The organism is Pseudomonas sp. Q1-7, assembly GCF_028010285.1.
In the GTDB taxonomy this organism is placed as follows: Bacteria; Pseudomonadota; Gammaproteobacteria; order Pseudomonadales; family Pseudomonadaceae; genus Metapseudomonas.
The window spans coordinates 3688398-3703204 of sequence record NZ_CP116304.1; the positions used below are offsets into that span (position 1 = coordinate 3688398).

13 protein-coding genes are annotated in these 14807 nt (G+C 65.4%); 6 read left to right on the plus strand and 7 right to left on the minus strand.

Features of this window, described 5'->3' with window-relative positions:
- Positions 1-6: 6 nt before the first annotated feature.
- On the minus strand, positions 7-1032 hold the full coding sequence (sohB, locus tag PJW05_RS17095; protein ID WP_271408170.1) for a protease SohB: 1026 nt from the start codon (positions 1030-1032) through the stop codon (positions 7-9).
- 209 nt (positions 1033-1241) lie between these two features.
- Here sohB and PJW05_RS17100 point away from each other — a divergent pair, with 209 nt between their 5' ends.
- From PJW05_RS17100 to PJW05_RS17115, 4 genes are all read left to right on the plus strand, one after another.
- Positions 1242-1952, plus strand: coding sequence for a histidine phosphatase family protein (locus tag PJW05_RS17100; protein ID WP_271408171.1), 711 nt, complete (start codon positions 1242-1244; stop codon positions 1950-1952).
- Positions 1953-2011: 59 nt separating this feature from the next.
- The gene (locus PJW05_RS17105) at positions 2012-2326 is read left to right on the plus strand and encodes an SCP2 sterol-binding domain-containing protein (protein ID WP_271408172.1); all 315 of its coding nucleotides are present in this window, start codon (positions 2012-2014) and stop codon (positions 2324-2326) included.
- A 207-nt stretch (positions 2327-2533) separates the two neighbouring features.
- Positions 2534-3604, plus strand: coding sequence for a phosphotransferase family protein (locus PJW05_RS17110; RefSeq protein ID WP_271408173.1), 1071 nt, complete (start codon positions 2534-2536; stop codon positions 3602-3604).
- 25 nt (positions 3605-3629) lie between these two features.
- Positions 3630-4397, plus strand: a complete 768-nt coding sequence (locus PJW05_RS17115; protein ID WP_271408174.1) for an SDR family oxidoreductase — start codon at positions 3630-3632, stop codon at positions 4395-4397.
- 102 nt (positions 4398-4499) lie between these two features.
- Here the strand turns inward: PJW05_RS17115 and PJW05_RS17120 are convergent, their stop codons facing one another.
- Positions 4500-5150: a hypothetical protein gene (locus PJW05_RS17120; protein ID WP_271408175.1), complete on the minus strand. Its 651-nt coding sequence runs from the start codon at positions 5148-5150 to the stop codon at positions 4500-4502.
- A gap of 106 nt (positions 5151-5256) precedes the next feature.
- On the opposite strand from PJW05_RS17120, the gene PJW05_RS17125 reads away from it, so the two are divergent.
- Entirely contained in the window at positions 5257-6030 is a 774-nt protein-coding gene (locus PJW05_RS17125) for a TSUP family transporter (RefSeq protein WP_271412245.1), read from the plus strand.
- On the opposite strand, the gene nudC is transcribed toward PJW05_RS17125, so the two are convergent.
- From nudC to PJW05_RS17140, 3 genes are read right to left on the minus strand one after another with little or no spacing between them, the layout of a single operon-like run.
- A complete protein-coding gene (nudC, locus tag PJW05_RS17130; RefSeq protein ID WP_271408176.1) occupies positions 6004-6837 on the minus strand; it encodes an NAD(+) diphosphatase in 834 nt (277 codons plus the stop codon). The genes PJW05_RS17125 and nudC overlap by 27 nt on opposite strands.
- 1 nt (position 6838) lies before the next feature.
- Complete coding sequence (locus PJW05_RS17135; RefSeq protein ID WP_271408177.1) at positions 6839-8518, minus strand: ferrous iron transporter B; 1680 nt, start codon at positions 8516-8518, stop codon at positions 6839-6841.
- A 38-nt stretch (positions 8519-8556) separates the two neighbouring features.
- Positions 8557-9369 carry a crotonase/enoyl-CoA hydratase family protein gene (locus PJW05_RS17140; RefSeq protein ID WP_271408178.1) on the minus strand — a complete coding sequence of 271 codons (813 nt, stop codon included), beginning with the start codon at positions 9367-9369 and terminating at the stop codon, positions 8557-8559.
- Between the two features lie 219 nt (positions 9370-9588).
- On the opposite strand from PJW05_RS17140, the gene nhaB reads away from it, so the two are divergent.
- Positions 9589-11091: a sodium/proton antiporter NhaB gene (gene nhaB, locus PJW05_RS17145; RefSeq protein ID WP_271408179.1), complete on the plus strand. Its 1503-nt coding sequence runs from the start codon at positions 9589-9591 to the stop codon at positions 11089-11091.
- On the opposite strand, the gene PJW05_RS17150 is transcribed toward nhaB, so the two are convergent.
- Both PJW05_RS17150 and PJW05_RS17155 read right to left on the minus strand, forming a co-directional pair.
- Positions 11075-12439: an amino acid permease gene (locus tag PJW05_RS17150; RefSeq protein ID WP_271408180.1), complete on the minus strand. Its 1365-nt coding sequence runs from the start codon at positions 12437-12439 to the stop codon at positions 11075-11077. The two genes, nhaB and PJW05_RS17150, sit on opposite strands and share 17 nt — an antisense overlap.
- A gap of 20 nt (positions 12440-12459) precedes the next feature.
- On the minus strand, positions 12460-14715 hold the full coding sequence (locus PJW05_RS17155; RefSeq protein WP_271408181.1) for an arginine/lysine/ornithine decarboxylase: 2256 nt from the start codon (positions 14713-14715) through the stop codon (positions 12460-12462).
- Between the last annotated feature and the right edge of the window lie 92 nt (positions 14716-14807).

Here is a 14807-nt window from a genome sequence, read left to right on the forward strand (position 1 = left end):
CGGGCCCTACTGCCAGAAGCGCTGCTGCACCAATCGGCTCCACCAGTTCAGCAACACCCGGTCGATGGCGACGCTGGCGGCCAGGCCGACGCGCTCCTGCAGGCTCTTGCGCGCCGCGAAATGCAGATGGTACAGCTCGGCATCCCGCGCCCGCCCGGCGAGGTACTCGTCACTGGTGCGCAACTCGTCCACCAGTTGCTTCTCCAGCGCCGCCATCCCCAGCCAGACCTCGCCCGTGGCGATTTCGGCCATGTTCAACTGCGGGCGGTAGCGGCTGACGAAACCCTTGAACAGCTCATGGGTGGTTTCCAGGTCTTCCTGGAACTTCTGCCGGCCCTTGTCGGTGTTTTCACCGAAGACGGTGAGGGTGCGCTTGTACTCCCCGGCGGTGAGCACTTCGAAATCGATATCGTGCTTCTTCAGCAGGCGATGCACGTTGGGCAACTGCGCCACGACACCAATGGAGCCAATGATGGAGAACGGTGCGGCAAGGATCTTCTGGCCGATGCACGCCATCATGTAGCCACCGCTGGCCGCTACCTTGTCCACACACACGGTAAGCGGGATGCCGGCATCGCGGATACGCGCCAACTGCGAGGACGCCAGGCCATAGCTGTGCACCATGCCGCCACCACTTTCCAGGCGAACGACCACTTCGTCCTTGTCGGTGGCCATGGACAGCAGCGCGGTCACCTCATGGCGCAGGTGGTCGGTGGCCGACGCCTTGATGTCGCCATCGAAGTCCAGCACGAAGACCCGCGGCTTCTGCTCGGCGGACTTCTTCAGTTGCTTCGCCGCCTTGGCCTCGGCCTTGCGTGCCGCCTTCAGGTGCGCCTTGTCCAGCACCGAGTGTTCCAGGCGCTCGCGCAGGTCCTTGTAGAAATCGTTGAGCTTGCGCACATCCAGATGACCACTGGCCACGCGCCGGTTGCGGCCACGCAGGGCGGCGATGGCCACCAGCACCACCAGTATCGCCACCAGCACGGTCACGGTCCTGGCCAGGAAGCCTGCATACTCGGCAATGAACTCCACGTGTATCCCCCTTGTTGCTGCGACTGGCACCGGCCTTTCGGCGGCGCGAAAAGCAGCAAGCATAACGGCGTCCCCCCCGCCTCGCCAGCGAGCGGAAACGTCTGCATAAACAGTGGAAATGCATTCAAACAAGCGTATGTTTTTTCGTTGACAGGCCTCTGGCTTCCTCATACCCTCGCGGGACTTTCAACCTCACGGGACGCCAGTACGTGGGCAGCATCTACCTGATTCGACATGGCCAGGCCTCCTTCGGCGCCGATGACTACGATGTGCTCTCGCCCGTCGGCATCCGCCAGGCCGAGGTACTGGGCGCCCACCTTGCCCAACTGGGGGTGCGCCTGGATCGCTGCTACAGCGGCGACCTGCGCCGTCAGCAGCACACCGCGCAAGCCGCCCTGGCCCAACTCGACGCGGGCGGTTTCGGCGCCCCGGCGATCCAGGTCGACCCGGCCTTCAACGAGTTCGACGCCGACGCGGTGATCCGCGCCCTGCTCCCCGACCTGCTTCCGGAAGAACCCGAAGCCCTTCACGTCCTGCGCAACGCCGCACAGCACCGCGCCGAGTTCCAGAGATTGTTCTCCACGCTGGTGCTGCGCTGGGTGTCCGGTGAGCACGACAAACCCGGTCTGCAGAGCTGGCAGTCCTTCGTCGAACAGGTCCGAGGCGGCCTCGAGCGCATCCTGGCCGAAGCCGACAGCAAGCAGAACATCGCCGTCTTCACGTCCGGCGGCACCATCACCGCCCTGCTCCACCTGGTCGCCGGCATCCCCGCTGCAAACGCCTTCGACCTCAACTGGCAGATCGTCAACACCTCGCTCAACCGCCTGAAGTTCCGTGGCAGCGAGGTGACCCTGGCTTCCTTCAACAGTCATGTGCATCTGGAACTGCTGAAGGCGCCGGAGCTCATCACCTACCGCTGAGCCCGGCCTACTGCGGCCGGAATGGCCGCCGGATAAAACCCTAGAAAAAGGAAAACACCATGACCAACGTTGCTGACATCGTCAAAACCATGCAGTCCAAGTTCAACGCCGGTGCCGCCGCTGGCCTGGACCTGGTATTCCAGTTCAACATCGAAGACGGCGACAACCACTACCTGGTGGTCAAGGACGGCACCTGCGACGTGCAGCAAGGCGACGCCGAGAACCCGAACGTCACCCTGATCATGGACAGCGCTACCCTGGTGGGCATCGTGAGCGGCGAAACCGACGGCATGCAGGCCTTCATGGCCGGCAAGCTGCGCGCCGAAGGCGACATGATGCTGGCCATGAAGCTCGGCGAGCTGTTCCCGGTCTAAGCTTCACCGGCCGAGCCATGTACGAAGAACCGGAGTCGACCGACTCCGGTTTTTTTTCGCCCGGCCCACCATCAGGCGGCGAATCAGGCCGCTTGATTGTGTTGCAACACCTTTGTCTATAACGGCTCGTTCAGCTTGTGACGCCCTCGGGGCGGCATTAGATTAGCGAATAGTCTCGGGCCCCCATCATAAATAGAAGGGATAAGCATGGCGCTCACTGATCAGTCCACCCGCATCCGCGAAGGCGAAGAGCTCGACGCCGCCGTTATCGATCGCTACCTCAAGGCCACTATTCCCGGCCTCACCGGCACGCCCCGCATCAGCCAGTTCCCTGGCGGCGCGTCCAACCTGACCTACCTGCTGGAATACCCCGACCAGGAGTTCGTCCTGCGCCGCCCGCCCTTCGGGCGCAAGGTCAAATCGGCCCACGACATGGGCCGCGAGTTCCGTATCCTCAACCAGCTCAACGCCGGCTTCCCCTACTGCCCGAAGGCCTATGTGCACTGCACCGACGAGTCAGTGATCGGCGCCGAGTTCTACGTGATGGAGCGGGTCAAGGGGGTGATCCTGCGCGCCGACCTGCCGGCCGACATGACCCTCGACGAGGGCCAGGCCCGCGAGCTGTGCCTGAGCTTCATCGACAAGCTGGTGGACCTGCATAACGTCGACTACAACGCCTGCGGCCTGGGTGACCTGGGCAAGCCGGAAGGCTATGTGCAGCGTCAGATCGCCGGCTGGAGCGACCGCTACGAGAAGGCCCTGACTCCCGACGCGCCGACCTGGGAGCCGGTCAAGGCCTGGCTGCGCGACAAGATGCCCGCCGACCACCACAAGCCGGCCATCGTCCACAACGACTACCGCTTCGACAACGTCATCCTCGACCCGGCCAATCCGCTGAAAATCATCGGCGTGCTGGACTGGGAACTGACCACCATCGGCGACCCGCTGATGGACCTGGGCAACACCCTCGCCTACTGGATCGAAGCCAAGGACCCGGCACCCGTGCAACTGATGCGCCGCCAGCCCAGTCACCTGCCGGGCATGCTGACCCGCCGCGAATTCGCCGACTACTACGCCGAGCGCGCCGGCCTGCCGCCCATCGACAACCTGGACTTCTATTACACCTACGGCCTGTTCCGCCTGGCCGGCATCGTGCAGCAAATCTACTACCGCTACTTCCATGGCCAGACCCAGGACAAGCGCTTCGCACAGTTCATCCACATGAACAAGCTGCTGGAGCAGATGAGCCTGCAGGTCATCAACCAATCACGGCTGTAAACCGGATCACAACAAGGGGAATCCCATGTCCAAGACCAACCTGTTCGACCTCGACGGCAAGATCGCCTTCGTTTCCGGCGCCAGCCGCGGCATCGGCGAAGCCATCGCCAAGCTGCTGGCCCAGCAAGGCGCCCATGTGATCGTGTCCAGCCGCAAGATCGAAGGCTGTCAGGCCGTGGCCGACGCCATCATCGCGGATGGCGGCAAGGCCACCGCCATCGCCTGCCACATCGGCGAGATGGAACAGATCCAGAGCGTGTTCGCCCAGATCCGCGAGCAGTTCGGCCGTTTGGACATCCTGGTCAACAACGCCGCCACCAACCCGCAGTTCTGCAACGTCCTGGAAACCGATCTGTCGGCCTTCCAGAAAACCGTGGACGTCAACATTCGCGGCTACTACTTCATGTCCGTCGAAGGCGGCAAGCTGATGAAGCAGAACGGCGGCGGCAACATCATCAACGTCGCGTCCATCAACGGCGTTTCCCCGGGCGAATTCCAGGGCATCTACTCCGTGACCAAGGCCGCGGTGATCAGCATGACCAAGGTCTTCGCCAAGGAATGCGCGCAGTTCGGCATCCGCTGCAACGCCCTGCTGCCAGGCCTGACCGACACCAAGTTCGCCTCGGCCCTGGTGAAGAACGACGCCATCCGCAACATCGCCCTGCAGCGCATCCCGCTCAAGCGCGTGGCCGACCCGAGCGAAATGGCCGGTGCCGTGCTCTACCTCGCCAGCGACGCCTCCAGCTATACAACCGGCGTGGCATTGAACGTGGACGGCGGCTTCCTCTCCTGAGCATCGCCGCCCAATGAAAAGGGAGCCTTTGGGCTCCCTTTTTAGTTTCTGTGGGAGCGGATTCATTCGCGAATGAATCTCCCACAAAGCGACGTGCTGGAATCAGCGCCAATCCTTGAGGGATTCCTTGGCCAACTGGTTCAACGGTTGCGCCAACAGGCCGGTGGGCGACAGGCTCACCGAGTAGGCTGCGCCATCGGCCATGGGCAGGTAAGTCACGCGCTGCGCCTCGGGCGCGAAGAGGAAGAAGTCGCGCTGGGCCAGCCGCAGCCAGCGCCAGAGATCGACACCATAGGGGCTTGCCGCCAGTTGCGCGCTGGGATGCTGGGCAAGGGCCTGCTGCTCGATGGCCAGGAAGCGGCCGGAAAGACGCTCCAGGCGATAGCCCGGCTGCAGGCCAAGCAGCTCGCCGAGCCCCTTCCACCTGAACAGCCGCGCATCCAGCTGCCAGAGATCGCCATCCAGCAACACCACGCGCTCGCTGCCACCCTCCAGCAGGGTCACCTGATAGCTCTGCGGACCAACGGACTTGAAGCTCAGGGTCACCAGCGGCTTCTCTTCCGGTAGTTCGCCGTAGCTCCACAGGTCCCGGGCCACCAACGCCACCAGCAGCGCCAGGGCGAGGAACACCAGGCCGCAGGTGCCCCGCAGCCAGCCGAGAAACCAACTGCGATCGAAGAGGATGCGTCCCGCCACCACCGCGATCAGCAATGCCAGCAGGGCGGTCGCCCAGGCCAGACCGTCATACTGCATGGAGCCCATTCCTTATGCGTGAAAATGCCGGCATTATGCGCAACTCCCCCCGCCGCAGCCACAAGCCACGCGGCAGTTGTAGACACGGACCTCGTTTTCCATGCCGATCCCCTTCGAGCTGGCGGTCGATCCCGCCACCCTGGCCATTCTGGCCGCCGTTGCCTTTCTCGCCGGATTCATCGACGCCATCGCCGGCGGTGGTGGCCTGCTGACCATCCCCGCCCTGCTCACCGCCGGCCTGCCGCCGCATCTGGTGCTGGGCACCAACAAACTGTGCGCGACCTTCGGCTCGGCCACCGCCAGCTACACCTTCTACCGGCGCAAGCTGTTCGAGCCGTCGAAATGGCGCAATGCGCTGATCGCCACCGCCGTAGGCGCGGCCCTGGGCGCGGTGATCGCCCACTGGCTGCCGGCGGAGTGGCTCAACCAGATGCTGCCGGTGGTGGTCTTCGGTTGCGGCCTGTACCTGCTGTTCGGCAAGACGCCGGACGTGGCCCACAGCCAGGACGCCCCGATCTCCCGTGGCCGCCAGTGGCCGCAAGGGCTGGGCCTGGGCTTCTACGACGGAGTCGCCGGTCCCGGCACCGGGGCCTTCTGGACCGTCAGCGGCCTCCTCCTCTACCCCCTGGACCTGGTGCGTGCCAGCGGCGTCGCCCGCAGCATGAACTTCGTCAGCAACGCCATGGCCCTGGCGGTGTTCATCGCCGCCGGCCAGGTGGCCTGGGCCCTGGGCATCAGCATGGGGCTGGCATTGATGGCCGGCGCCTTCCTCGGCGCGCGCACGGCCATCCAGGGCGGGGCCAAGTTCATCCGCCCGGTGTTCATCCTGGTGGTGCTGGCGCTGACCGCGCGCCTAGTCTGGCAACACTGGATCGGCTAGGCCGAGGCGGCGTGCCACGTAGAGGTCGATGAGGTAGCGCGCGATGGAGCGCTGCGCCGGCAAGGGCGGCAGCGCATCCACCGGGAACCAGCGGGCGTCTTCGATCTCGCCCGGCTGGGGGACGATGTCTCCGCTGCGGTATTCGGCATGGAAACCGAGCATCAGGGAGTGCGGGAACGGCCAGTTCTGGCTGGCGATGTACTGAATGTTGCCGATCTCCACGCCCACCTCTTCCCGCACTTCGCGGGCGACGCAGGCTTCCACCGACTCGCCCGGTTCGACGAAACCCGCCAGGGTGCTGTAGACGCCACTGACGAAGCGCGGCGAACGCGCCAGCAGCAACTCATCGCCACGGCTGACCAGCACGATCATGCTCGGCGACAGCCTTGGGTAGTGGTGGACGTCGCAGCTCGGGCACCGCATAGCGCGCTCGCCGGGTACGGGTTCCATACGCTGGCCGCAGCTGCCGCAGAAGCGATGCTGGTCGGCCCAGGTGCCGATCTGGCTGGCGTAGCCCAGCATGCGGAAGATGTCCGCGTCACCCTGCAGCATTACCTGGCGCAATCCCTGCCAGCAGCAGCCCGCTACCTCGGCCGGCTGGGCCAGCTCCAGTAGGTAGATGGCGTCGCCATCGAAACGGCCGATGCCATGTTCGGCCAGCAGCGGCAGCTCCTGGCGCTTCAGCCACTCCCGCGGGAAGAGCACGCCGTTGCTGTCGGCGAGGAATTGCTGGCGGCAATGGGCCACGGCCCAGCCGCCAGGCGTGGCGACATCCAGCAGGCCGGGCTGCCAGCGTGGGCCAGCCATCTCAGGCCGCCACCGGCAGGCCGAGGGCCCGTACGCTATTGGCCGCCAGGTCGAGCACGTCGGTCTGGAAGCCGCGCCGCAGGCCGGCACCGCCTTCGAGGTAGTACTCGAGGCTGGTCAGGGCATCCGCCAGGGTCTCCAGCATCTGTTCCGAGGGCATCAGGGACGTTTCCAGCATCTGCTGCTGGATGTACTCGCCACAGGCACCGACAAGGCCCGCAGCGCGTTCCTGGCCAAGGAACCAAAGCCCGCCACGGACGGCCTGCAGGCTCACCGGCACGTTGGCCAGGTGCAGCTTGTCACCGTTGGACTCCAGGTAGGCGGTGATGGCGCGCTTGGCCAGGGCCAGGCCCGCCTGGGCTTCGTCCAGCACCACGATGCGCGCCTCGGCCAACTGGTGATTGGCGAAGGACTCCGCCTCGTGCCCCGGCTCGGCCGCCTGCCGCGCGCCACGGCGTGCGCCGCTGTCGAGACCGGCCACCATGCTTTCCACATAAAGCACTGCATCGGCGAGCCTGAGCAACTCGCCAGCCTCCACCGGCGCGGCGGCGCTCCACGCGGCCACCATCGGCAGCTGCGCCTGCAGGGCGTTGCCCGGGGAATTCAGGCCGACCATGACCAGGGTCTTGGCCAGTTTGCCCAGCAGGCTGCAGAGATTCTCGTAGGACTCAGTGGGCGCCGTCCCCCGCTCGATCAAGTCGATCAGGTCCTTGACGCCGTTCAGCTCTTCGAAAATCGCCGAAGACAGCGAGCGCATCACCGCCTGCCCGGGACCGGACAGGCGCTGGTACTCCTGCTCCAGCAGTTGGTCGGTGAAGGGCAGCGCGGTCATGCCGAAGACTTCGCGCACCTCGCGCGAACGCGCGCCCCGGCTATCGGCCAGCGCCACCAGGTAGAGGAGCTCCTTCTGCAGGCTACGCGGCGCCTCGTAGGCGGCGTTGGCCAGCAGCAACTTGAGTTCGCGGTCCAGGCGCGAGAACAGTTGCTTGCGCGACTTGCGCGCCAACAGTTGACCGTCCAGCTGCGACTCGATGGCCGCAGCGCCGATCCAGCACAGGCGGCCGCGGGGCTGCCCGGCGAACAGCCGCTCGAGTCCGCCCAGGGCGCGCTCCATCGTGCGCAGGGCGCTGGGCACCTTCTGCCCGCGCAGGAAACCGAGCAGGCCCTGCTGGTAGGCCTGGCGGAAACGCCGGGCCAGGGCATCGGCGTCGAGGCCCTCCGGCAAACGGGACGCCGCCGCGACCTGGCGGGTCTGGTCCAGGCGAACACCGAAGAAATAGCTCTCCGGCAGTGGCGACTGGCCGCCGGCCTGGCGCAGGTCGTTGATCGCCGGAAGCAGCAGTTCAGGCATTTCCTGACGATGCAGGTCGAGGTTTTCCAGGTAGCGGCGCAGCACGTGCAGGGCGTTGCTCAGGGCCGCCAGCTGGACGTCACGCTCCTCGCCAGCGCCGGCCGGAATGTCGGTGGCCTGGTCCAGCAACTCCTGGGCCAGCAGCTCGGCCCCGGTCAGCTCGATCAGATTGAGGGTGCCACGCACCTGGTGCATGGCTTCCACCGCCTGCTGCAGCAGGCTGCCGTTCTGACGCTCGGCGATGAAGTGTTCGAGGCTCTGTTCAGCCTGCTCCATGGTGGCGAACAGTTCGTCGCGCACCAGCCCCAGCGAAGTGACTCCAGTGACCATGCCTCAGTGCGCCTCCCGCGCAAATGTGCGGTAACGCATCAGTCTGCGAACTCGGGCTTCTGTTTGCTCATATGGGCGGCCATGGCTACGCGCAGGTCGGCCGACTGCAGCATCGAGGCGTTCCAGGTGGCGACGTACTCAAGACCGTCGTCCACTCGGTGGTCGCGCATGTAGCGGATCATTTCCTTGGTGCCACGCACCGCGATGGGCGACTTGGCGGCGATCTGATGGGCAATGCCGAACACCCCATCGAGCAGGGCGTCCTGATCGGCATAGGTACGGTTCACCAGGCCGAGGCGCTGTGCCTCAGCGCCGTCGAGGGTGCGGCCGGTGTAGGCCAGTTCGCGCATCATGCCATCGCCGATGATGCGTGGCAGGCGCTGCAGGGTGCCGACGTCGGCGGCCATGCCGATGTCGATCTCCTTGATGGAGAACTGCGCATCCTGCGTGCAATAACGCATGTCGCAGGCCGAAATGAGGTCGATGGCGCCGCCCAGGCAATAGCCCTGGATGGCCGCGATCACCGGCTTGCTGCAGCTGTCGACGGCATTGAAGGAGGCCTGCAGCTCGAGGATCTTGCGCCGCAGGGTGCGCGCATTGCGCCCTGCGTCCGGGCCTAGCTGCGCGCCGACCGAAGCCAGCATCATCAGGTCGATGCCGGAGGAGAAATGCTTGCCGGCGCCCGAAAGCACCACGACCCGTACTTCGTCGTTGTCCTCGATATCGCGGAAGATCTCGATGATTTCTTTCCAGAAATCGGCATTCATCGCGTTGATCTTCTCGGGACGGTTGATCTGCACATGGGCGATCTTGTCTGCCAACTCTACGCGGAAGGCTTTGTAATCAGGCACGGGTCGGTCCTCGGCGTGCGCCATAGAAGGAAGGGTATTCAGGAAGCCCGGCAACTATAACAAGCACGAAGTAAATGTCGATGGCGCCCACTGTGACGCAGGCCACGCCATGCAATTGCCACTTCACACGGAAAAGCCGGCGCGGGCACTTGATCTGCCGCGACCGGACTGGCAATTTCCCTGCGCCTTCCAACAACTAGAAATCCAAGGATCACCTCGATGCCCGTCTCGTCCGCTGCAGCCCTCGGCCGCAACTTTCTCGGCAATTCGCCCCACTGGTACAAGCTGGCGATCATCGCGTTCCTGGTGCTGAACCCACTGCTGCTCTGGACGCTCGGGCCGGTCGTGTGCGCCTGGTTGCTGGTGGGCGAGTTCATCTTCACCCTGGCCATGGCGCTCAAGTGCCATCCGCTGCTGCCGGGTGGCCTGCTGGTCGTGGAGGCCCTGCTGCTCGGGCTGGCGACGCCCGAGGCGGTATACAAGGAGCTCGAGCACAACTTCCCGGTGCTCCTGCTGCTGATGTTCATGGTGGCGGGCATCTACTTCATGAAAGACCTGCTGCTCCTGCTGTTCTCCCGCCTGTTGCTCGGTTTACGCAGCAAGTCCCTGCTGTCCCTGATGTTCTGCTTGCTGGCGGCCTTTCTCTCGGCCTTTCTCGATGCCCTGACGGTGACCGCCGTGATCATCAGCGTCGCCCTGGGCTTTTATGCCGTGTACCACCGGGTCGCCTCCGGCAAGGGCGCAAGCGATGACCATAGCCATGACTCGGACCACGAGGTCATCCACCTGCACCGCGAGGACCTGGAGACCTTCCGCGCCTTCCTGCGCAGCCTGCTGATGCATGCCGCCGTGGGCACGGCCCTGGGCGGAGTCTGCACCCTGGTGGGCGAGCCGCAGAACCTGCTGATCGGCCACGAGGCCGGCTGGCACTTCAAGGACTTCTTCCTCAAGATGGCGCCGGTGTCCCTGCCGGTACTGGCGGCCGGCCTGCTGACCTGCGCGCTGCTGGAGAAGGTCCGCTGGTTCGGCTATGGCGCCGAGCTGCCGGACAGCGTACGCCAGGTCCTGGCCGATTTCGCCCGGGAAGAAAACGCCCAGCGCACCCCGTTCCAGCGCATGGCGCTGCTGGTGCAAGGCGCGGCGGCGCTGATCCTCATCGTCAGCCTGGCCCTGCACGTCGCCGAAGTGGGGCTTATCGGCCTGCTGGTGATCGTGCTGATCACCAGCTTCAGCGGCATCACCGACGAGCACCAGATCGGCCGCGCCTTCCAGGACGCCATGCCCTTCACCGCACTGCTGGTGGCCTTCTTCGCGGTGGTCGCGGTCATCCAGCAACAGCACCTGTTCACCCCGATCATCCACGCCGTGCTGGCGCTGCCGACGGACCAGCAGCCGGGCATGCTGTTCATCGCCAACGGACTGCTCTCGGCCATCAGCGACAACGTCTTCGTCGCCACCATCTACATCACCGAAGTGAAGAATGCGCTCGACGCCGGGGACATGACCCGCGAACACTTCGACACCCTGGCGGTGGCCATCAACACCGGTACCAACCTGCCCAGCGTAGCCACCCCGAACGGCCAGGCGGCCTTCCTCTTCCTGCTCACCTCCTCCATCGCGCCGCTGGTGCGCCTGTCCTACGGGCGCATGGTGTGGATGGCGCTGCCTTATACCCTCGTGATGGGTGCGCTCGGCTGGTGGGGCGTCAGCCATTGGCTTTGACGATGGTTTCCGCCTGCACCCGGTTACGCCACTGGCGCCAGGTGTAGAGCGGAATGCCGGCCATCAACACGAGGAAGCCCCAGAAGATGGCCTCCTCGCCGGTGCCGTACAGCGCCCAGATGGAGTAGATGAAGCCCAGCACGCCGATGGCCACCAGCCTGCCGCGCTCGCCTTCGGAGAAATTGCCGGGCTTCACCGCCAGTTGCTGGAGCAGCGCGGCGGTGCAGAAGGCATAGGGGACCACGCCGGTCATGGTGCCGAGCAGGATGATCACGTTGAACACATCCACCAGGTCGCCTTGCCCATCCACCAGCACCAGCGCAGTGACCAGCACGCCGGACACCAGCAGGCCGTGGGCCGGCACGTCGTGCTTGTTGGTCTTCGCGAAGGATTCCGGCAGCAGCCCGTCACGGGCGGTGGCCAAGGGAATCTGTCCCTGCAGCAGCACCCAGCCGTTGAGCGCACCGAGACAAGCAATCACCGCGCCCCCCGCCACCAGGTGGTAGCCCCACTCCCCGACCAGTACACGTGCCGCGTCGGCGAATGGCGCAGTGGAGCGCGTCAGGACCTCGGGCGGCAACACGCCCTGCACGGCGGTGATGGACAACATGTACACGCCGGCCGCCACCAGGGTGCCGAACACCGTGGCACGGGGAATGGTGCGCTGCGGGTCGTCGACATGGTCCGCCGGGACCGTGGCCGACTCCAGGCCGATGAAGGACCAGAGGGTCAGCGCCGCCGTGGTGGCGATGGCCTGGGCGTAGCCACCCACGCCCCGGGGAAGCTCACTCACCTCGGGAATGCGCAAGTGCTCGGGATTGAAGGAGAACCAGCCGAGCACCCCCACCAGCAGCAGCGGCACCAGCTTGAGTACCGTAAGCAGGTTCTGCGCCAGGCCGAACGCGCCGATGCCGCGCAGATTGATCAGGGTACAGAGCCAGATGGCGCCAATGGCGGTGGACACCATCAGCACCGGGTCACGCAGCGCCGGAATGAACACTTGCAGGTAACCCACCAGGGTCACGGAGATCGCGGCGTTGCCGATCCACGCCGCCTTCCAGTAGGTCCAGGCGCAGAGGTAGCCGGCGAAATTGCCAAAGCCGTCGCGGGTGTAGGCATAAGGGCCGCCGGCCGACGGGCTGAGCCGCGCCAGGCGGGCAAAGGTCAGGGCCAGGATCACCGCCCCGGTGCTGGAAATCAGCCAGCCGAACAGGCTGAGGCCCCCGTAGGCGGCGAGGCTGGAAGGCAGCAGGAACACCCCTGAACCAATCATGTTGCCCACCACCAGGGCGGTGCAGGTCCAGAACCCCATGCTGCCGCGCGACTTCGCCCGATCCGCTGTCGCCATCGTGTCCCCCGCCGGCCGGTTTATTCCCTGATGCAATCCACGGTATAGCAGCGACCCGTAGGACTTTCCTGACAGGTCAGGCCATGCACATCGATATCGAAGCCGGGGAAACTGATGTCGAACGTACGGGCGAATTCCAGATAGTCGATGATCGCCCGGGTTTCCGCCGTGAAGCGTTCACCCGGCATGATCAGCGGGATGCCCGGCGGATAGGGCACCAGCATCACCGCGGCGATGCGCCCCTGCAGCTTGTCCAGCGGCACCGCCTCCACCTCGCCGCGCACCAGCTTGTCGTAGGCGTCGGCCGGTTTCAGCGCCAGGCCCGGCAGCTTGGTGTACATGCGCCGCAATGCCTTGGGCGTGGCGTTGTTGCGGTAGCAGGCGTGCAGTGCATCGCAGAGGTCGCGCAGGCCCATGCCGGCATAGCGCGCGGCATGGGCGGCGGCGATCGAGGGCAGCGCTTCGGCCAGGGGCTGGTTGGCATCGTAACCGCGCTTGAACTCCAGCAATTCGGTGAGCAGCGTGCTCCACTTGCCTTTGGTGATTCCCATGGAGAACAGCACCAGGAAGGAATAAAGGCCGGTCTTCTCCACCACCAGCCCGCGCTCCCAGAGAAACTTGCTGACCACCGCCGCCGGAATGCCGCGCTCCCCCAGCTTGCCGTCCGCGGCCAGCCCCGGCGTCACCAGCGTGACCTTGATCGGGTCGAGCAGTACGTAGTCGTCCGCCACCTCGCCAAAACCGTGCCAGTCCGCGCCGGGTCGCAGCAACCAGTCATCCGTGGTCACGGCGTCGGCCCCCTCTACCAACGGCGGTTCCCAGATATCGAACCACCAGTCGTCGGTCGCCAGGGTCTGCCAGACATTCGCCAGCGCCCGGCGGAAGCGCAGCGCCTCGTCGAAGGTTTCCTGGATCAGCGAACGCCCGGCCGGGCCTTCCATCATGGCCGAAGCCACGTCCAGCGAGGCAATGATGCCGTACTGGGGCGAGGTGGAGATGTGCATCATGAAGGCTTCGTTGAAGCGGTGACGGTCCAGTTGGCGCGCTCCGCCATCCTGCACATGGATCATCGACGCCTGGCTGAAGGCCGCCAGCAGTTTGTGCGTGGAGTGGGTGGTGAATACCAGGGGGGAATGCGCCTCGCGGCGCGTGCACATGCCGTAGCGCCCGGCGTAGAACTCGTGGAAGGCGGCGTAGGCATACCAGGCCTCGTCGAAGTGCAGCACGTCCACCGAGTCGCCCAGGGCCTGCTTGATCAGTTCGGCGTTGTAGCAGAGGCCGTCATAGGTGGAGTTGGTCACCACCGCCAGCTTGACCCTGGGCTCACGCCCCTTGGCCAGGGGGCTGGCATCGATCTTGGCCTGGATCGACGCGCGGCTGAATTCGCTCAGGGGAATCGGCCCGATGATGCCCAGTTCGTTGCGCTCCGGCGTCAGGTACAGCGGGATGGCGCCGGTCATGATGATCGAATGGACGATGGACTTGTGGCAGTTGCGGTCCACCAGCACCAGATCGTCGCGACCGACCATGGAATGCCAGACGATCTTGTTGGCGGTGGACGTGCCGTTGATCACGAAGAAGGTGTGGTCGGCGCCGAAATTCTGTGCGGCCCGCGCCTCGGCCTCGGCCAGCGGGCCGGTGTGATCCAGCAACGAACCCAGTTCCGGTACCGATACCGACAAGTCCGAGCGCAGCGTGTTCTCGCCGAAGAACTGATGGAACGCCTGCCCCACCGGGCTCTTGCGATAGGCCACGCCGCCACCGTGGCCCGGCGTGTGCCAGGAATAGTTGGACTGCGCGGTGTGCTCCACCAGGGCACGGAAGAACGGCGGCAGCAGCCCCTCCAGGTAACCGCGAGCGGCCCGGGCCACCTGGCGGGCGAGGAAAGGCACGGTGTCCTCGTAGAGGTAGAGCAGACCGCGCAGCTGGTTGAGGTCGGCCATGGCCTCGGCCGGCGCGTTCTCGATGGTCACCTGCTCGCCCAGGGCGAAGATCGGCAGTTGCGGTGCGCGAACCCGGGCCACGCGGATCAGCTCCACCATGTCCTGCAGCAGCCGCTGGTTTTCCCCGGCGCCTTCGGCGGCGACCAGGATGCAGGCGAGGCCGTGGTGAGTGGAGGCGACGATACGACCTTCGGCGGAACTGGCGGTGGACAGGATGGTAAAGCCGTCTTGCTCCAGCTCCCGGGCGATGCTGCGCACCCGGTCGCCGGCGACGGTGTCGGCCTTGATATCGCGATGGACGATGAGGACGGGGAACTTGAGCTCTTTATACATTGTGGCTCCCTGAGGGGCGGGCCGGCCCGCCTATGCCCTCAGGGTAGAAGCTCGATCACGGGGGCGGTACCCCCGCGGCCGCCGGCTGTACG